Below are 17272 nucleotides of genomic sequence, written 5' to 3'. Positions count from 1 at the left end.
GGGAACATTCTCGCGGATCCCGGCACCGGCCCGGTCCGGCGCCGATCGGAACAGCCCGAGCCTGGTCAGTCCGAGGCGTCGTCCGACAGCGAGCCGCTGATGACGGCGAGCGTCGCCGACTGTGCGCGCTGCGCACGATCGCCCCGTCGGCCCACGAGCAGCCCGACCACGGATTCCGTCACGAGCATGATGGCCGCCCGGGAGGTGTGCACGAGTTCGTCCCTGAAGGTCGCGTCGATGGGAGCGACGACGAGCGCGACATCGGCGAGTTCGGCGACGGCCGAGCGCGGGAAGGAGGTGATCGCGAGGACGGTCGCGCCACTCGCCCGAGCTGCCGCGGCCACGTCGACGGAAGCGCGGTTCGCGCCCGAGCCCGACAGGACCAGACACGCCGCGCCCGGGCCGAGGTGGGTGGCGGCGATCTGCTGCCCGAGCGTGTCGGGCAGGTACTCCGCCGGCCGGCCGGCCGAGATGAGCCGCATCGCCAGATCGGAACCGAGCGGTGAGGAGAGGCCGTTCGCCGCGATGAGCAGCCTCGGCGCCTCGTCGAGCACGCCGACGAACCGTTCGAGCGTCTCCTCCGTCATCGCCGACGTCGTCTGGCCGAGGCGACCGGCGAAGTGGTCGACGGCCCCGCGGAGGGTGCCGAGCATCGTGTCGTCGCCATCGTCGCGGGCGGTCGGTGTCCCGAGCGCGACCTCGCGGGTGAGGGCGACCCGCAGCTGCGGGTAGCCCTCGTACCCGAGCGACTGCGCGGTGCGGATGACGGTGGCGCGGCCGACGCCGGCGAGGTCGGCGACCTCCTGGGCGGTGCGCTCGATGCTCGCCTCGATGTCCTCGGCCACCGTCTCGGCCACCCGGCGTTCGCTCGGCTGGAGCGACGGCGCGAGCATCGCGATCCTGGCCGTCGGCGGGGCGTCAGCGGACCCTGTCCACATTGCGGCTCCTCGTCGTGCGGGCGGGAAGGGCGGTACGGGTGGTGCGGGCGATGCCGGGGCCCCGGGTGATCCGGCGTCGGATGGCACCCGAGATCGCGTCCATCGTCATGGTCACGACGACCACCACGATCAGCAGCATCCCGACTGTATCCCACTGTCGATAGTTGGTGTAGTTCGCCAGCATGCTGCCGATCCCGCCCGCGCCGACGAGCCCGAGGACCGCCGAGGTGCGGATGTTGATCTCGAACCGGTAGAGCGCGAGCGACAGCAGTGCCGGGGCGGCGGCGGGCCAGAGCGCCCAGCGCGTCACCTCGGCGGTACCGCCACCGGCCGCGCGGACGGCCTCCGAGGCGCCCTCCTGCACGGACTCGATCGTCTCGTAGACCCACTTCCCCTGGGTGCCGATGCCGGCGATCCCGAGGGCCAGCGCGCCCGTGAACGGGGTGAGCCCGGTGATCGTGAGCAGGATGAGGGCGATGATCACCTCCGGGACCGCGCGGATGACGGCGAACACCCCACGCAACGGCAGCCGCAGCCAGACCGGACCGACCGACCCTGCGGCGAGCATGCCGAGCGGGATCGAGACGAGGACGCAGAGGATCGCGCCGATCCAGGCCATCGAGATCGACCGCCACATCTCGGTGAGCGCCCGCGGCAGCTTCTCCCAGTTCGGGCTCTCGAACATGAGCCCGCCGAAGTGCACGAGCTGCGCCGGGACGGTGCCGAGGTCGCGCCAGTCGATCGGCAGTCCGGCGGTCGCCGCGATGACGACGATCCCGACGGCGACGGCCGCGAGGGTCGGGACGAGTCGCGAGGGACGGCGGGGGAGCAACGTGTTCGGATCGTTCGCGGTCATACGAGTCGCCTCCGCAGCAGGTTGGATGCGACCTCGATGAGCACGACGACGACGAGGATCTCGAGGACGATCACCGAGACGTCGTCGTAGGCGTAGAACGCCCGCCGTTCGTCGAGCAGCCGACCGATGCCGCCGGCGCCGACGATGCCGAGGATGGCGGAGATGCGGACGTTGAGCTCGAGGGTGTACAGCCACTGGTTCGCGAACAGCGGCCAGACCTGCGGGAGGACGGTGACGCGGTTGATCTGCGTCTGCGTCCCACCGGCGGCCTTGCCGGCCTCGATGTACGGGTGGTCGGCGGAGTCGATCGCCTCGGAGACGAGTTTGACGATGATGCCGAGGTCGAAGAGGAAGAGCGTCAGGAGGCCGGGCAGCGCGCCGACGCCGACCATGGCGACGAGGATGGTCGCGTAGACGAGGTCGGGCACCGCTCGGATGACGTTGACGATCGCGCGCAGGATGCGACGCGACAGGCCGTTCGGGTTCGTCGGGGCCGCCGCCCACAGCGTCAGTGGGACGGACAGCAACGCAGCGGCCACCGCACCCACGAGCGCCATCTGCAGCGTCTCGAGCATCGGTTGCACCGTCCGTGGCAGGAAGGCGAAGTCGGGTTGGAAGAGCTGGAGGAGCAGACCGGATCCGTTGTCCCAGTGGGAGATGAGCGCGCCGAAGTCGAGCTGCACGCCGCCGATCGCCGGGAGGCAGGTGGCGATCGTGAAGGCGGCCACGGCCCCGATGATGAGCGCGGTCCGCAGCCGGGTGCTCGGCCTGGGCGGCAGCCGCCAGTCGGTCCCGGACGGCGGCTTCATGTCGGTCCCGGTCGCCGTCATCGGTCGAGCCGATCGTCGGGCTGGATGGGGCGACCGTAGATGCGCTCGAAGTCCGCCTCGGTCGCGTCGGCTGCGGAGCCGTCGTAGACGAGTTCGCCGTCGCGGAGCCCGATCATGCGGGTCGTGTAGGTGCGAGCGAGGTCCATGAGGTGGATGTTCACGAGCACCGTGAGACCCGTCTCGGTGTTCACCCGGCGCAGGTCGTTCATCACCGTGTGCGCGGTCGGCGGGTCGAGGCTCGCGACGGGCTCGTCGGCGAGCATGACGCTCGGCTGTTGCGTGAGGGCGCGGGCGATCGCGACCCGCTGCTTCTGCCCGCCGGAGAGCTGCGCCGCGCGGGTCCAGACCTTGTCGAGCATGCCGACCGACTGGAGCGAGCGCAGGGCGAGCTCCCGGTCGGCGGCGGTCGTCAGGCCGAGGACGTTCCGGTACGTCGGGGTGCTGGCGAACCGGCCGACGAGCACGTTGCGGTACACGCTCGTCCGGTCGGCCAGGTTGAAGCCCTGGAAGATCATGCCGACGTGCCCGCGCAGCCGACGGAGCTGCCTGCCGCGCAGACCGGTGACGGTGTGCGGCCCGACGGCGACGGTCCCGCTCGTCGCCGACACGAGGCCGTTGATCGTGCGGATGAGCGTCGACTTGCCGGAGCCGGAGAGCCCCACGACGGAGACCATCTCCCCGGCGGCGATGTCGAGTGAGACGTTGCGGAGCGCCTTCGTGCCGTTCGGGTAGGTGACCGAGACGTCGTCGAGACGGATGGACCACGACGCGGAGGCCGCGAGCTGGGCTCGGGCCTCCGCGCGATGCTGATCAGTGTTCATGCACCGGATTCCTGGAGAGGGTCGATCGGTTGGAGCGGGTCAGTTCGAGAACTGGTCGAGGATCTCGCCGTAGCGGGTGATCTCGTCCGGTGCGGTCTTGTCGGTCCAGCCGGAGAGGCCGACGAGGTCGAACATGACCTTCTTCGCCGCATCGGAGGAGTCCGCGTAGCCCGCCATGAGCTTCGTGAGCTGCTTGGTGAGGTCGGCCGGGAGCGACTTCGAGACGGCGACGCCGCCGTTGGGGATCATCTCGGTGTAGGCGAAGGCGACGACCTTGTCGGCGACGTCGGGCGCCTCCTTGAGGACGGTCGTGCGCGCGTCCCAGTAGCCGAACGAGACCTCGGCGTCGCCGTTGTAGACGGAGAGGACCGCGTTGTTGTTGCCCTCGACCGGGACCTGGGTGATGTCGGCGTCGGTGTCGATGCCGGCGTCACGCATGGCGACCACGGGGTACTGGTATCCGGCGGGCGAGGTCGCGGCCTGCAGGGCGACCTTGGTGCCCTTCGAGATCTTGTCGAGGGCCTTCAGCGCGGCCGGCCCGGAGCCGGTCGCAGCGTCTGCGCCGGGCTCGATGCCGTTGCAGTAGGAGAGCGGGGTGTCGCTCGCCGCGTAGGTGACCATGACCGGCGCCTCGGCGCAGTACTTGTCGGGGTTGTTCGTGTAGGCGACCGACGCGTACGAGGTCGCGCCGAAGCGGACGTCGCGCAGGACGAGGTTCGCGTCGTAGCGCTCGGTCGCGTTGTAGAGCGAGCCGGCGTCGGTGATGATGACCTGCGCCTGGTCGCTGCCGAGGGCCTCGACGGTCGCGGCGTAGTCCGTCGCGACGACGCCGTTGACCTCGATGCCGAGGTTCTCCGAGAGGTAGCTGGTGAGCGGGTCGAGCGCTTCGGCGAGGTCCTCGCCCTCCACTGACGGCACGAGCGAGATGGTGATGGAGTCGGGCCAGGACGCCGTGCCCGTGGCCGACGGGGACGAGGCGGCGGGGCTGCAGCCGGCGAGGGCGAGGGCGGCGACGGCCGCGACGCCGGTGAGGAGCAGGGTCTTGCGCATGTTCGGGATGCCTTTCGAGGGTGGAGGGTGATCAGGAGGCGGACGGAGCGGGAGTGGAGGTCGGGGAGGCGTCGGGGAGGCGCGATGCTGCTGCGGCCCAGGCGATGATCTGGTCGTACAGATCGGCGAGCGAGCGCCCACGCATCGTGGCGGTGGCCGTCGAGCGCTCGAAGGTCGCGCCGACGAGGGCGGTGTCGGCGCCCAGCTCGGCGGCGGGAGCGAGGTCGTTCTCGACGATGTCGCCGACGGCGAGGACGGGGCCGGCGGCGAGTGCGTCGCGGATGAGCGGGACGAGGCCGGCCGGCTTCCCGACGGTGAAGTGCACGGCGTCGAACGCCTCGGCGACGCCCCAGGTCTGGAGGAGCGCCGTGATGCCGTCACCGGGGGCGTTCGTGGCCAGGATGAGTCGGGCGTGGGTGCCCAGCGTCTCGAGGAACGCGGGCAGGCCCTCGGGGGAGTCGACCGCCGCTTCACTCGAGCCGAGCAGCGCGCGGGAGTCGTCGTAGGACGCGCCGATGACGTCGGCACCGACGCCGGCTTCGCGGGCGATCCGGGTCACGGCGTCGTACCCGTCGCGGGCATCGGTCTCGCCGGTCGCGAACGCGGCGAGGGCAGCCTCGGCGCGCATCGCGAACTCGGAATCGCCGGTGCGCTCGGCGATGGCGCGGGCGAAGGCCGTGATCGGCCCGTCGCCGAGGGCGAGGGTGCCGTCGAAATCGAAGAGGATGGTGGGGGCCACAGGCGCTCCTTCTGAGCGTGTCGTTCACACGGCCGCTCCTGCGGACGCTGCGTCCATCATGGACGGCGAGTGTGGACGCAATCACCATGGCGGGTGAACGGCGGGTGAATTCACCGACGCACGAGCCGCCTATGCTGTGGTGCTGTGATGATGACGGAGCTCGCGCGACGAGCAGAGACCGAACCCTCGACCGTGCTCGAGGAGCATTCCTGGTTGGGTGCGGCGATCGACGACGACACAGCGGCCGGCCGGTTCGCCTCGTGGGGTGCGTCGACCGTCATCGACGAGCACACGGGCGGGCCCGTGATCCCTCGTGTGCTGTTCGAGGCACTCCATGCGCGCGCCGGCCTCGCCGCGGCCTGGCCCGTCGGGAACGCCGGGCTCCTCCACGTCTACGGCTATCTGCTCTCGTCGGTCCCGACGCCGTACGGGTTGAAGCGTGACCGCTGGCTGGACGGGAGGCTCGCGCGCGCGTTCGGGCTCCCCGACGACGAGTTCGTCCCGTGGGCTCGTGCGTCGTCCCTGCTGTCGCGGGTGACGGCGGCCGCGCAGGACCTGCTCGCACGACCGGTACGGACGGCCGAGGGCCCGTCCGGTCGGATGCGTCTGGCGCTCGGCGACCCGACGGACACCGACGCCGTCGCGCTCGTGTACGGCATCGACGAGCGCCTGATCACGACCTTCCCGGTCGCCTCCGGAGCAGCGGTGCTGGAGGAGTGGGACGCCGACCCCGACCGTCCCCGGTGGAACGCGGCTGTCGAAGGCTGACGCGGATCAGGCGTCGGAGGATCCTCGGCGGGCGTCCCGGCGACGCCCTGATCGCACGCCGGATCGGCGGAGGCGCCCGGCGACGAGACCGGCCAGCTCCATGGCGAGGACGTAGCTCACGACGCGGACCGCGAGCAGCACGATGACGAGCACCGGCGAGACGAGGTCGGGCGAGATCACCGCGAAGGACAGCGCCCAGATCGCGACGCCGCCGGCCGCGGCCGCAATCCAGGTCGTCACGCGGGCGGGGTGACGGCGGCGGGCGAGCACCAGGTCGATCGCGGCTGCCGGAACGACGAGCGCGACGATGATCGCCGGGCCGAGGGCCGTGACGGGCAGTGCGAGGAGCCCGGTGACGGCTGCGGTGAGCACCGTCGCACCGGGGACGCCCGTCCAGCGCCTGGCGAGCATCGGCATCACCATCGTGACGGCGGCGATCGCGGCGTAGAGCACCGGGTTGAGCACCGCGGCGGTCGACGTCAGCGGGCTGACGAGGACGAGGATGACGGCACCGACGGCGCCGAAGGCCGCACAGCGCAGCAGGGTCGTGGTGGTCGCGGATCTCATGGCCTCAACAGGGTAGTGGTGGTGGAAGTACGACGGGCGGGCCGAGCCCGAAGGCTCGACCCGCCCGATCGGTCAGGTCCGGGTCAGCGCCCGGTGACGAGGCGGCGTCGGATGACGAGCCCGGTACCGAGCAACAGCAGGATCGCCGCTCCGACCGCCAGTGGTGCGACGGTCGTTCCGGTCGAGGCGAGCACCGGACCAGGCGTGCTCACGGTGGCCGTGGACGGGTCGGAGGTGAACGATTCGCCGCCCGGCGTCGTGCCGGTCCCGAATGCGGTGTTGCGGATCGAGCCCGCGTTCAGGTCAGCCTGGGTGACCGTGTACGTCGCGGTGCAGACGAGCTGGAGCCCGGGGGCGAGGAGCGCCGTGCCGGTCGGGCAGGTGATCGCGGAGAGCGTGCCCGTGCCGGTGAAGTCACCTTCCTGGACCGCGACGTCACGCAGCGTGACGTTGCCGGTGTTCGTCACCTGGAACGAGTAGGTGATGACCTGTCCTGCGGTCGTGGCCCGCTCGACGTCTGCCGTCTTGACCACCGAGAGACCGGGGACGGGCGGCGACGGGATCGTGACCTCGGACGGCGGCGAGACCGGCGGCACACCGTTCACGCTGTTCGGCGGCGTCGCCGTCGCGGTCGCCGAGTTCGTGATCAGCCCCGCATCGACGTCGGCTTGCACGACCGTGTAGGTGGCCTCGCAGGTGATCGTCGCGCCCGGTGCCAACGCAGCGGCTTCGGGCGGGCAGACGACGTCGGACAGCTCGCCGGCGCCGGAGAACTCCCCTTCCACCACCGTCGGGTTCGTCAGCGTGACGTTCCCGGTGTTGGTGAGGAGGAAGGAGTAGGTGACGACCTGGCCGACAGCGAGGCCGTCCTGGGCCACCGCATCGGCCGACTTCACGACCGTGATGGCGGCTGTCGCCGGGAACGCGACGGTGGTCTCCGACGGCGGCGAGACCGGGGGAGTGCCGCCGTTCGGCGGGGTGCCGGTCGCGGTCGCGCTGTTCGTGACCGATCCCGCGTCGACGTCGGCCTGGGTCACCGTGTAGGTGGCCTCGCAAGTGACGGCTGCGGCGGGTGCGAGCGAGCCTGCCGCGGGCGGGCAGACGACCTGGGACAGCTCGCCGGTGCCGGTGAAGTCGCCCTCGACGACCTGGACGTCGGTGAGGGTGACGTTGCCGGTGTTGGTGACCAGGAACGAGTAGGTGACGTCCTCGCCGGCGTTCGCGACCGTGGTCGGCGTCGCGGACTTCGCCACCGTGATGGCGGGCGCGGCGGGGAACTCGACCGTGGTCTCCGACGGCGGTGAGACCGGGGGAGTGCCGCCCGACGGCGGGGTGCCGGTCGCGGTCGCCGAGTTGGTCACCGAGCCGGCGTCGACGTCGGCCTGCGTGACCGTGTAGGTCGCTTCGCAGGTGACGGTCGCCGCCGGGGCGAGCGAGCCCGCTGCGGCCGGGCACACCACGTCGGAGAGCTCGCCGGTGCCGGAGAACTCGCCCTCGATGATCGAGACGTCGGTCAGGGTGACGTTGCCGGTGTTGGTGACGAGGAACGAGTAGGTGACGTCCTCGCCGGCGCCCGCGACCGTCGTCGGCGTCGCCGACTTCACGACGGTGAGCGCCGGGGCCTGGGCCACGCCCGGGATGGTGACCTCGGACGGCGGTGAGACCGGCGGCTGACCCTGCGGCGGCGTCCCGGTCGCGGTGGCCGAGTTGGAGACGGTACCGGCGTCGATGTCGGCCTGCGTCATCGTGTACGTGGCTTCGCAGGTCACGGCCGCCGCAGGTGCGAGCGACGCGGCACCCGGCGGGCAGACGACGTCGGAGAGGTCACCGGTCCCGGTGAACGCGCCTTCGTCGACCTGGACGTCGGTGAGCGGGACGTTGCCGGTGTTGGTGACGAGGAACGAGTAGGTGATCTCGTCGCCGACGGCGTACTCCGCCGCTGCGGGGGACGCGGACTTCACAACGGTGATCGCGGGGGCCTGCGGCACGAACTCGACCGTGGCGTCGGCCGGCGGGTTGAGGCCCACGCTCGTGATGTTGTCGGGCCCGTTCGTGAACGTCCCGGCGACGGGCGACGTGACCTCGACGGTCACGGCGCAGGAGATCATGCCTTGGCTGAGGTTCCCGGTGACGTCGATCGACGAGCCGCCCTCGGGCGCGGTGACGACACCCGACGGGCAGGTGGTCGACGCGTCGCCGTCGGCGATCGTCAGGCCGGCGGGCAGCGCGTCCGTGAACGACCACCCGTTCTTCGCCGCGAGCTCGTCGGTGTTGGTGATCGTGAGGGTCAGCGTGGACGTCTCACCGGCGACGACGCTCGCCGGGCTGAACGACTTGTCCAACTGCGGGGAGACGTCGAGCACCTGGATGTTGTCGAAGGCGTGGTCGTTGCCGGCCGTGCCGCCACCGGTCAGGTTGCGGGCGACGATGCCGACGGTCGCCCCGGGGAGCAGGACCGCGCCCGGCGAGACGTAGGTGCCGACACGGACGTTCTCCGCCCCGGCCGCACCGGTGGCCGGGGCGGTGACGGACCGGGAGCCGGCTGCGGTACAGCCGTTGATGGCCCCGACGGAGTGGGCGCCGCCCTGGTCGTCGGTGAGGAAGAACTCGAGGACGGGCTGCTGCGCCGCGTTGCAGGAAACCGCGGCGAGATCCACCGAGGTCGTGAGGTACCGGCCGGCGCTCGTGAGCGCGATCGGGTCGACGGTCGCGAACTCGACCGCGTTCGGCGGGTTCATCGTGAGGTTCTGCTGCGAGGTCCAGGCACTCACGGAGTGGTTGGCCGTGTCGCCGGCGCCGAGGGCCCAGGCGAGCTGCCGCGTGCGCCCTTCACCGGACGCCGATGCCGCGAGGCACTGCGGCTCCGCGGACGAGGCGAAGCTCGTGATGTTGCCGTTGCACTGGGTGTGGTCGCGCCAGGAGGCGTCCGCGGTGTACCGCGTGCCGTCGGCTCCGACGTAGTCCTCGATGTACGTCGGCGACGTCACGCCGTTCTCGAAGTCCTCGGTGTAGACGACCGAGCCCGTCTGCGGCGTTCCCGGCGTCCCCGGCAGCGCCTGCGCGCTCGAGCCGACCCCGACGAGCGAGAGCGCCGACAGGACGGTCACCCCGATGATCCCCATGGTCGCGCGACCGGCGGACGGTGCGCCCCACCGGTTCCGCCACCGTGCGCGGTGACTCCTTCGACCCGTGTGCTGCTGCATGTGTGTTGCCTTCCCCGTGAAGCGGCGGTGCGCCCGCCGAAAACCTGGCCCCAGCTGTGGGGCCGAGGATCAGTAGAGCGGCAACCCCGACGCGGCCCGGGCGGATCGGCCAAAGACCACCCCGCATCCTGCCCCGGGTGTTCCCCGACAGGTGACGGTCACTTAGGGTTGACCCGTGCGCATCGGTCGGAATAGGTACTTTCCCTCCCTCGGGGCGGGGTTCCTCCACCCCACGGACGTCGCCCCGGTCACCCGTCTCCTCACCACGGCCATCCAGGAGGAGGACTGGGACACGGTCGTCTCGGTGATCGAGTACGAGTGGGGGATCCTCATGGCGCTCGACCTCGCGACACTCGACCACGCACTGCAGGCGCTCCCGGCGCGGGTGCTCTCGAACCACCCCATCGTCTTCGCCGTCCGCGAGATCCGGCTCAACATCCGCGGGGAGACCGACGCACTCGACCAGTCGGTGGGGCAGTTCCAGCTCCCGACCCATCCCGACGACATCCGTGACCGCGCCCGCTCCGAGCTTGCGCGCATCAGCCTGAGCGCATCGACGGCGTTCATGATCGCCTACCGCGTGCACGGCCGGCACCAGCGCGCGTTGCACTACGCGCGGATCACCGAGGAGCTCGCTCGCCGGGCCCGCGTGCACCGCCCGACCGAGTTCGCGCCCCGCGTCCCCACAGCCCTGCTGCAGGTGGGGATCACGAAACTGCTCGTGGGAGACCTCCATGAGGCGAGCCTCGTCCTCCGCGAGGCGTACGAGCTCCGGCACGAGTCCTGGGACGGCCGGAACGGCGGGGACGCCTCCGGCAAGCTCGCCCTGCTCTACGCCGTGCGCGGCGAGATCGTCGAGGCGGACCGCTGGCTCGAGCGCCACGACGACGGGGGCGGCGCGCACGGGTGGATGGTGCCGCTGGTCCAACTGTCGGGTGCCATCGCCCGGGCCTTGATCGCCATCGCCCGCGTCGACCGGGCAGCGGCTGAGGCGGCGCTCGCGACGCTGGAGCTCCAGGTCAACCGCGAGCGGTCCTGGGCCCCGTTCATCACCTACGCGCAAGCGCAGCACGCACTCCTCTGGGGCGATCGACGGGCGGCGCTGCAGCTCATCGAACGCACCCGCGTGTTCGCCGGTCGCAGCCTGCGTCACGCCGGGTCGGAGCGACTGCTCGACGCCGTGGAAGCGTCACTCCTCCTCGCCCTCGACCGGCCGACGGAGGCCAGCGTCCTCCTCGACGGCCGTGACCGCAATGCCCACACCGCGGCGGTCGCCTCGCGGCTCGCGCTCCTGAGCGACCGCAAACCCCTCGCCCGGGAGCTCGCCACCGCCGGGCTCGCCGAGGAGCACATCGACGCCGGTGCGCAGACGGAGCTGCTCATCACCTCGGCGCTCGCCGACGACTCGGACGAGGACGGTCGGCGGCATCTCCTGCAGGCGATCGCGACGACGGCGCGGACCGGGATGCTGACGCCCTTCGTGGTGGCGCCGCGCAGGCCGCTCCGACACCTCCTCGGCACGATGTCGCCCAGCGAGACCCATGCGCGGATCGAGCGGACGCTCGCCTCGAGTCCCGAGCCGACGCCGGAGACCGTGCAGCTCGTGGAGCTCACCGCCACCGAGCGTCGGATCCTCCAGCTCTCCGCGGAGGGCCGGACCCGGCAGGACATCGCGCAGGCGCTGTACGTGTCCGCGAACACGGTGAAGTTCCACTTCCGGAACGTCTACCGGAAGCTCGGTGTCGACTCCCGCGAGGACGCGCTGGCCACCGCACGGCGGTTGGGGCTGCTCCCGACCGAGCGGTGAACGTGCCGGGTCGCCACGTCGCCGGAGTCTTCATCGGATAGGACATCGCCTCGCGGTTCGCAAGCCCCCATCCGCTCGCGGCACTCCCTCCGAAGCTGGTCTGAGTGGCCGCGACCTGCGGCCCGGGAGAGGAACGCCATGTCGGAGATCACCGCACACCACGGCCTGCTGAAGGAGACGAAGCTGCACGTCGACGACACCGGCGGCACCGGACGCCCGGTCGTCCTCATCCACGGGTGGCCGCTGTCGGGCGAGTCGTGGAAGGAACAGGTCCCGGCCTTCGAGGCCGCCGGCTACCGTGTCATCACCTACGATCGCCGCGGCTTCGGTCGCAGCGACAAGCCGCTGACCGGTTACGGCTACGACCGGCTCACCGACGACCTGCAGGCCGTCATCGAAGCCCTCGACCTGCGCGACGTGACGCTCGTCGGGTTCTCGATGGGTGGCGGCGAGGTCGCCCGGTACTTCACCCGCCACGGTTCGGAGCGCATCCACAGTGCGGTGTTCGCCTCCGCAGTGCCGCCCTACCTGCTGCAGACCCCCGGCAACCCGGACGGTCCGCTCCCCGTCTCCGAGGCCGCGAAGATGACCGCAGGTCTCACGGCGGACCAGGACGCGTTCTACGACCAGTTCACGACCGACTTCTTCTCGGTCGACGGCGAGCTGAAGGTCACGGAGGAGCAGCGTCAGGAAGCCCTCGCGCTCGCGCACCAGGCGTTCAAGCCCGCCGCGCTCGAGGCGATGGCGTCGTTCGCGAACACCGACTTCCGCGACGACTTGCCGAACGTCACGGTCCCGACGCTCGTCATCCACGGCGACAGCGATGCGACCGTCCCCTTCGAGGGCTCCGGTGCACGGACGCACGCGGCGATCCCGACGTCGACGCTGTATGTCGTCAAGGGTGCGCCGCACGGCGTCAACGTCAGCCACGCGGAGGAATGGAACGAGGCCGTCCTGGAGTTCCTCGCGAAGTAGGTCCGGCGACTGCACGCGGTGACGCGCGGCGCATTCCGTGCCGCGCGTCACCGCGTTTCCGGGTCAGCGGGACGCCGACACGCCGCCTGCCGTGGGGAGGGCCAGCGACCAGGCCTCGGCTCGCACGGCCGCGTCGTGCCGCACGGCGTACCGCTCGCCGTCGGCCGGATACGCCCGGAACGTCCGGGCGGGGTGCCCGGAGTGGTGGATCTCGACGATGGACGCGTCGATGAGGATCCGGACCTCGTCACCCTCGGCCAGCTCGCCCCGCCAGATCAGCTGCGTGTCCGAACCCTCCAGCTCGAGGGAGGCCGCGCCTGCACCCGTGAGTCGCACCTCAGCCTGATCAGGGAGTTCCGCCGGGTCGACGACCTCGGCCCGGAGTCCCGTCAGCTCCCGCGCCGGGATCAGCTCGACCTCGTCGCCGCGGACCACGAGCTCGCGCGGGAACGTCAGCATGCCCGACCAACCCTGCTCGTCGGTGTCCGCCTGCGTCCGGCCGCGCACGCCATCGGGAGCGATCTCCTGCGCCCAGCCCCAGAGCAGCACCCGCTCCGACTGTCCGTCCGAGCCGTCGGACTGCACGGCCTGCGGCGCGTAGAAGCTCGACCCCTCGTCGATGATGCCGGTCCGGCGGGCGCTGAACACGGGCCGCCCGGTGGCCTCGTCGAGGTCCATCGAGCCGAGGACCCAGGCCACCCCGCGGTGCGGCTGGCCGTCGAGCCACAGTGACACCAGCAGCACCCAGTCGTCGCCGACCCGCACGAGCTGCGGGCACTCCCACCCTTCGCACGGAGCGAGCTCGGAGACGACCGGCGCATCGGCCGCCAGCAGGTACCCCTCCTCGGTCCAGGCGTCGAGGTCGTCGACGCCGTAGAGGAGTAGTGCGCCACCGACGTCGGAGCGGCCGGCGCCCTGGATCGCCCAGCGGCGCCCACCCAGCTCGAAGAGGAACGGGTCGCGCACCATCGTCACGCGCTCATCGGCGGGGAGCCCGGCAGCGACGATGCGTTCGCCGGTCCAGTCCTGCGCATCCGCCGAGCCGTGGACGATGACGACCTCCGAGAACCCGTGCCGGTCACGCGCGCCCGAGTAGACGACGGACGGCCGGCCCTGGTCGACGACCCCGACGCCGCTCCAACAGCCGAAGCCATCGGTGGTGCCCGGGCGGGGTGCCAGGGCCACCGGGTGCTCCTCCCAGGCGAGCAGGTCCGGCGAGCTCACGTGACCCCAGTGGATGTCCTCGTGCCGGGCCGACCCCGGGTTGTATTGGAAGAAGACGTGCCAGCGACCGTCGACGAACATGATGCCGTTCGGATCGTTCAACCACCCGGCCTCGGGTCGCGGGTGCAGCAGCGGGAAGCCGCGGTCGAGGACGTGCGTTGCGTGGAGGCCGGTCATGGCTTCCTTTCGGTTCGAGATCAGTCGGATCGAGGGGAGGGCGGTGGTGCTGGTCACTTGCTGACGCCGGCGGTGAGCCCTTCGCGCAGCGGCTTCTGGCCGAAGACGAAGACCAGCGCAGCCGGGATCATGGACAGGACGACACCGGCGAGGACGGTTGCGACCGACCCGGTGCCGAGGTTGCCCTGCAGGGTCACGAGCCCGAGCGGGAGGGTGAAGTTCTGCTCGCTGATCGTGAGGATCAATGGCCGGAAGAACTCGTTCCAGTGGTAGTTGAAGGCGAGGATGCCGACGATGGCGAGGCCCGGGGCTGCGAGCGGCAGGTAGATGCGGAAGAAGATCTTCCACGGACCCGCCCCGTCGATCTGCGCCGCCTCGGCGAGCTCCGGTGGCAACCCCATGAAGTACTGCCGCATGAGGAACGTGCCGAACGCCGTCGGGATCATCGGGATGATGAGCGCGAGGAGCGTGTCCGAGAGTCCCATGCCGCGGATGAGCATGAACACGGGGACGATCGTCACCTGCATCGGCACCATCATCGTGGCGAGGATGAGGCCGAACAGGATGCGCTTGCCGCCGAAGTCGAAGCGCGCGAACACGTAGCCGGCCATCGCCGCGCTGAGCATCTGCCCGGCCGCGATGAGGAGCGTCACGAGCGCGCTGTTCCACGTGTAGAGCAGGATCGGGATCTTCTGGAAGACGTCGATGAACGCGCCCGGGCCGAACTCGGTCTGCCCGGTGGCGACGTTCGCCGGGGTGAGCGCGGTGATGAGCGTCCACACGACGGGCGCGAGCGTGAGGAACGCGGCGATGACGAGGACGAGGAACTTCCCGGCCGTGGCGAGTCGGCGGCGTGATGAGTCGGGGGTGACTGCTGCGATGGACATCTGGGACCTCATCCGTAGAAGACGAAACGCTTGCTCAGTCGGAACTGCGCGGCGGTGACGAGCATGATCAGGAGCGTCAGCACGATGCCGATCGCTGCGGCGAGACCGAAGTCGAGCTGCTGGAACGCGGACTCGTAGATCACCATCACCGCGGTACGGGTGTCGTCTCCCGGCCCGCCTCGCGTGAGGACGTACGGCTGGTCGAAGATCTGCAGGGCGCTGATGATGGCCATGACGGACGCGACGAGCATGGTGGGGCTCACGAGGGGCAGGGTGACGTTCCGGAACTGGCTCCAGCCGTACGCGCCGTCGAGCGACGACGCCTCGTAGACCTCGCGCGGGATCGCGGCGAGTCCGCCGATGAACAGCAGGAAGGTGAAGCCGAAGTTCTGCCACACGTACACGAGGAGGACGACGATCTTCGCTCCGAACCCGGTCGTCAGCCAGCCGATGTTCCCGACGCCGAAGAGCCCGAGGAACTCGTTGACGAGGCCGAACTCCTGGTTGAACAGGTACGACATCACGAGCGACACGGACGCGGCCGACAGCACCAACGGGAAGAACAGCGCGGAGCGGAAGAAGGTACGCAGCCATTCCGGCATGCGCGACTGCACGAGGATCGCGAGGAGGAGCGCGACGGCGAGCTGCAGCGTCACCGCAACCACGACGAAGCCGACCGTGTTCAGGAAGGACACGCGCACCGTCGGGTTGGCCGCGAGGTCGACGAAGTTGCCGACGCCGACGAACTCGGGTGCCGAGATGATGTCCCACCGGAAGAAGGCGAGGACGAACGACCCGATGATCGGGACGAAGCTGAAGAGTCCGAGGCCGATGAGCGTCGGGGCGAGGAACACCCAGACGAGCAGCCGGCTGCCGCGAGGGGCCTGCTTGCGCCGTCCGGTCTTGGCCTCGGGCGGGACGACCAGTGCCCGGGTCGCCGTCGGTGACTGCAGTGCCATCATCGTCCCTTCAGCGCGAGTTCGAGGTCTCGCTGCATCGTCTCGAGGCCGCGGCGGACGCCGTTCGGGCCGTTCGTGATCGTGCCGACCACGTTCTTGATGAGGGCCGACTCCACGGCCGCCTGCTGAGGCGGTGCGGGCATCGGGCCGGTCGTCGGGAACCGGTCGAGGGTGTCGTAGAAGACCTCCCAGTGCTTCGGGCCGATGTCACCGCCGTACAGCTCGGCGTTGAGAGAACGTCGGGGCAGCGACGAGTCGGGCTGGCTGTGCGCGATCGACATGCCCTCGACGGAGATGCAGTATTTCATCCACTCCCACGCCTCGTCCTTGCGTTCGGAGGTCTGCATCATCGCGTAGCCGCCGGCTCCGAACTGGTGGCGCTGTCCGCGCATCTTCGGGAAGTAGGTGACGTCGTACTCGTCATTGCCGAGGCCGGCGTCGTTGAGTCCCTTGACCCAGAACCCGCCGGCCGGCGTCATGCCGACCGAGCCGCGGGAGAAGAGCGAGACGAGCTCGTTGCCGCCGCCCTGCGCGGGGTTCGCGGCGATGCCCTCGGAGACCATGCGCTGCAGGACCTCGAAGCTCTCGACGGTGCGGTCGCTGAGCGCGTCGGCGTTCTCCCACAGGTACCCACCATCACGAGGGGTCTCGTTCGGGTAGAACTTCGACCACATCCAGTCGCCGCCGGGTGCTTTCTCCTCGGTGAGGAAGCTCGTGTCGTTGATGTACAACCAGGGCACGACGCCGCCCCAGAGTCGGTTGTTCCAGAAGTACGGCAGGAACGATCCGGGGGCGCTGGCCTGCATGGTGCGGCCGACGGTGAAGAAGTCGTCGACCGACCAGTCGTCGCGCGGACGCTCGAGGCCGGCCCGCTCGAACGCGGAGGTGTTGTAGTACATGTTCGCCGCGTTGAAGTTGTCGGGCAGTTGGAACAGGTTGCCCTTGTACATGAACGACTCGATGAGCGAGGGGTTCACGTCGTCGAAGTACTCCTGCAGCTCGGCGGCGTCGCGCTGCACGTACTCGTCGATCGGGTGGGCGAGGCGCTCGGCGAACAGCTGGGTGCCCTCCGTGGCGACCGACACGATGTCCGGCGGGGTGCCGGCCGCGACCATCGTGAGGATCTTGGCGAAGAAGTTGCCCCAGTCCTGGCCCTGGATCGCGATGATCCGGACGGGGATGTCGGGGTGCAGCTTCTGGAAGCCGTCCACGAGCGACTGCCGGGCGGCGGCGTCCTGGGCGGTGCCGAAGAGGGCGACGGTGAGGGCGTCGTCACCTCGGCCGGGGATGTCTCCGCCGGTGAGGCGCGGCCAGGAGATGGCCGTGCCCGCCAGACCGAGACCGAGCAGGGCGAGTGCCGCCCTGCGACTCAGATCAACCACGTTGTTGCTCCTGCGAAATCGGGGCCGACCGTTCGCAGGGCGCGGACGATGAGCCGTGAATGAAGGTGCTGAACGGATTCAGCAAACGA

The 17272-nt window shown here is 70.4% G+C and carries 15 protein-coding genes; 3 read left to right on the top strand and 12 right to left on the bottom strand.

The annotated features are described in order from the left end of the window. Positions 1 to 65: 65 nt before the first annotated feature. From IFR14_RS15155 to IFR14_RS15130, 6 genes are read right to left on the bottom strand one after another with little or no spacing between them, the layout of a single operon-like run. Positions 66 to 938, bottom strand: a complete 873-nt coding sequence (locus IFR14_RS15155) for a MurR/RpiR family transcriptional regulator (protein ID WP_191941575.1) — start codon at positions 936 to 938, stop codon at positions 66 to 68. Next, on the bottom strand, positions 919 to 1794 hold the full coding sequence (phnE, locus tag IFR14_RS15150; protein WP_085512370.1) for a phosphonate ABC transporter, permease protein PhnE: 876 nt from the start codon (positions 1792 to 1794) through the stop codon (positions 919 to 921). Before phnE (IFR14_RS15150) ends, IFR14_RS15155 begins: the two co-directional genes overlap by 20 nt. Further along, positions 1791 to 2624, bottom strand: coding sequence for a phosphonate ABC transporter, permease protein PhnE (gene phnE / locus IFR14_RS15145; protein ID WP_198425061.1), 834 nt, complete (start codon positions 2622 to 2624; stop codon positions 1791 to 1793). The genes phnE (IFR14_RS15150) and phnE (IFR14_RS15145) overlap by 4 nt, the downstream gene beginning before the upstream one ends. Next, positions 2621 to 3445, bottom strand: a complete 825-nt coding sequence (gene phnC, locus IFR14_RS15140; protein ID WP_191941574.1) for a phosphonate ABC transporter ATP-binding protein — start codon at positions 3443 to 3445, stop codon at positions 2621 to 2623. The genes phnE (IFR14_RS15145) and phnC overlap by 4 nt, the downstream gene beginning before the upstream one ends. A gap of 39 nt (positions 3446 to 3484) precedes the next feature. Further along, positions 3485 to 4495, bottom strand: a complete 1011-nt coding sequence (gene phnD / locus IFR14_RS15135; protein WP_137243514.1) for a phosphate/phosphite/phosphonate ABC transporter substrate-binding protein — start codon at positions 4493 to 4495, stop codon at positions 3485 to 3487. 31 nt (positions 4496 to 4526) lie between these two features. Further along, the gene (locus IFR14_RS15130) at positions 4527 to 5234 is read right to left on the bottom strand and encodes an HAD family hydrolase (protein ID WP_191941573.1); all 708 of its coding nucleotides are present in this window, start codon (positions 5232 to 5234) and stop codon (positions 4527 to 4529) included. Between the two features lie 147 nt (positions 5235 to 5381). On the opposite strand from IFR14_RS15130, the gene IFR14_RS15125 reads away from it, so the two are divergent. Next, on the top strand, positions 5382 to 6002 hold the full coding sequence (locus IFR14_RS15125) for an amino acid deaminase (protein WP_191941572.1): 621 nt from the start codon (positions 5382 to 5384) through the stop codon (positions 6000 to 6002). Positions 6003 to 6008: 6 nt separating this feature from the next. Here the strand turns inward: IFR14_RS15125 and IFR14_RS15120 are convergent, their stop codons facing one another. Together IFR14_RS15120 and IFR14_RS15115 are read right to left on the bottom strand one after the other, a co-directional pair. Further along, on the bottom strand, positions 6009 to 6569 hold the full coding sequence (locus IFR14_RS15120) for a hypothetical protein (RefSeq protein WP_191941571.1): 561 nt from the start codon (positions 6567 to 6569) through the stop codon (positions 6009 to 6011). An 83-nt stretch (positions 6570 to 6652) separates the two neighbouring features. Continuing rightward, on the bottom strand, positions 6653 to 9772 hold the full coding sequence (locus tag IFR14_RS15115; protein WP_191941570.1) for a DUF7507 domain-containing protein: 3120 nt from the start codon (positions 9770 to 9772) through the stop codon (positions 6653 to 6655). 175 nt (positions 9773 to 9947) lie between these two features. Here IFR14_RS15115 and IFR14_RS21440 point away from each other — a divergent pair, with 175 nt between their 5' ends. Both IFR14_RS21440 and IFR14_RS15105 read left to right on the top strand, forming a co-directional pair. Beyond that, positions 9948 to 11579 (top strand): helix-turn-helix transcriptional regulator, encoded by a 1632-nt coding sequence (locus tag IFR14_RS21440; protein WP_191941569.1) that lies wholly within the window; start codon positions 9948 to 9950, stop codon positions 11577 to 11579. Positions 11580 to 11717: 138 nt separating this feature from the next. After that, positions 11718 to 12554: an alpha/beta fold hydrolase gene (locus IFR14_RS15105; RefSeq protein WP_191941568.1), complete on the top strand. Its 837-nt coding sequence runs from the start codon at positions 11718 to 11720 to the stop codon at positions 12552 to 12554. A 63-nt stretch (positions 12555 to 12617) separates the two neighbouring features. On the opposite strand, the gene IFR14_RS15100 is transcribed toward IFR14_RS15105, so the two are convergent. The 4 genes from IFR14_RS15100 to IFR14_RS15085 are packed head-to-tail and all read right to left on the bottom strand — an operon-like array spanning position 12618 to position 17183. Then, positions 12618 to 13955 (bottom strand): glycoside hydrolase family 32 protein, encoded by a 1338-nt coding sequence (locus IFR14_RS15100; RefSeq protein WP_191941567.1) that lies wholly within the window; start codon positions 13953 to 13955, stop codon positions 12618 to 12620. Between the two features lie 53 nt (positions 13956 to 14008). Beyond that, the gene (locus tag IFR14_RS15095; RefSeq protein ID WP_064294695.1) at positions 14009 to 14842 is read right to left on the bottom strand and encodes a carbohydrate ABC transporter permease; all 834 of its coding nucleotides are present in this window, start codon (positions 14840 to 14842) and stop codon (positions 14009 to 14011) included. Between the two features lie 8 nt (positions 14843 to 14850). Beyond that, the gene (locus IFR14_RS15090; protein WP_191941566.1) at positions 14851 to 15801 is read right to left on the bottom strand and encodes a carbohydrate ABC transporter permease; all 951 of its coding nucleotides are present in this window, start codon (positions 15799 to 15801) and stop codon (positions 14851 to 14853) included. Next, on the bottom strand, positions 15801 to 17183 hold the full coding sequence (locus tag IFR14_RS15085; protein ID WP_191941565.1) for an extracellular solute-binding protein: 1383 nt from the start codon (positions 17181 to 17183) through the stop codon (positions 15801 to 15803). The genes IFR14_RS15090 and IFR14_RS15085 overlap by 1 nt, the downstream gene beginning before the upstream one ends. Between the last annotated feature and the right edge of the window lie 89 nt (positions 17184 to 17272).

It is taken from the genome of Plantibacter sp. CFBP 8775 (assembly GCF_014839505.1).
In the GTDB taxonomy this organism is placed as follows: Bacteria; Actinomycetota; Actinomycetes; order Actinomycetales; family Microbacteriaceae; genus Plantibacter; species Plantibacter auratus.
Note: the sequence above shows the minus strand (reverse complement) of the source record. Positions and strands in the feature narration are given on the sequence as shown.

Coding starts and splice junctions, on each gene's coding strand:
- IFR14_RS15155 (WP_191941575.1), bottom strand. CDS start 938: ATGTGGACAGGGTCCGCTGACGCCCCGCCGACGGCCAGGATCGCGATG.
- phnE (WP_085512370.1), bottom strand. CDS start 1,794: ATGACCGCGAACGATCCGAACACGTTGCTCCCCCGCCGTCCCTCGCGA.
- phnE (WP_198425061.1), bottom strand. CDS start 2,624: ATGACGGCGACCGGGACCGACATGAAGCCGCCGTCCGGGACCGACTGG.
- phnC (WP_191941574.1), bottom strand. CDS start 3,445: ATGAACACTGATCAGCATCGCGCGGAGGCCCGAGCCCAGCTCGCGGCC.
- phnD (WP_137243514.1), bottom strand. CDS start 4,495: ATGCGCAAGACCCTGCTCCTCACCGGCGTCGCGGCCGTCGCCGCCCTC.
- IFR14_RS15125 (WP_191941572.1), top strand. CDS start 5,382: ATGATGACGGAGCTCGCGCGACGAGCAGAGACCGAACCCTCGACCGTG.
- IFR14_RS15120 (WP_191941571.1), bottom strand. CDS start 6,569: ATGAGATCCGCGACCACCACGACCCTGCTGCGCTGTGCGGCCTTCGGC.
- IFR14_RS15115 (WP_191941570.1), bottom strand. CDS start 9,772: ATGCAGCAGCACACGGGTCGAAGGAGTCACCGCGCACGGTGGCGGAAC.
- IFR14_RS15105 (WP_191941568.1), top strand. CDS start 11,718: ATGTCGGAGATCACCGCACACCACGGCCTGCTGAAGGAGACGAAGCTG.
- IFR14_RS15100 (WP_191941567.1), bottom strand. CDS start 13,955: ATGACCGGCCTCCACGCAACGCACGTCCTCGACCGCGGCTTCCCGCTG.
- IFR14_RS15095 (WP_064294695.1), bottom strand. CDS start 14,842: ATGTCCATCGCAGCAGTCACCCCCGACTCATCACGCCGCCGACTCGCC.
- IFR14_RS15090 (WP_191941566.1), bottom strand. CDS start 15,801: ATGGCACTGCAGTCACCGACGGCGACCCGGGCACTGGTCGTCCCGCCC.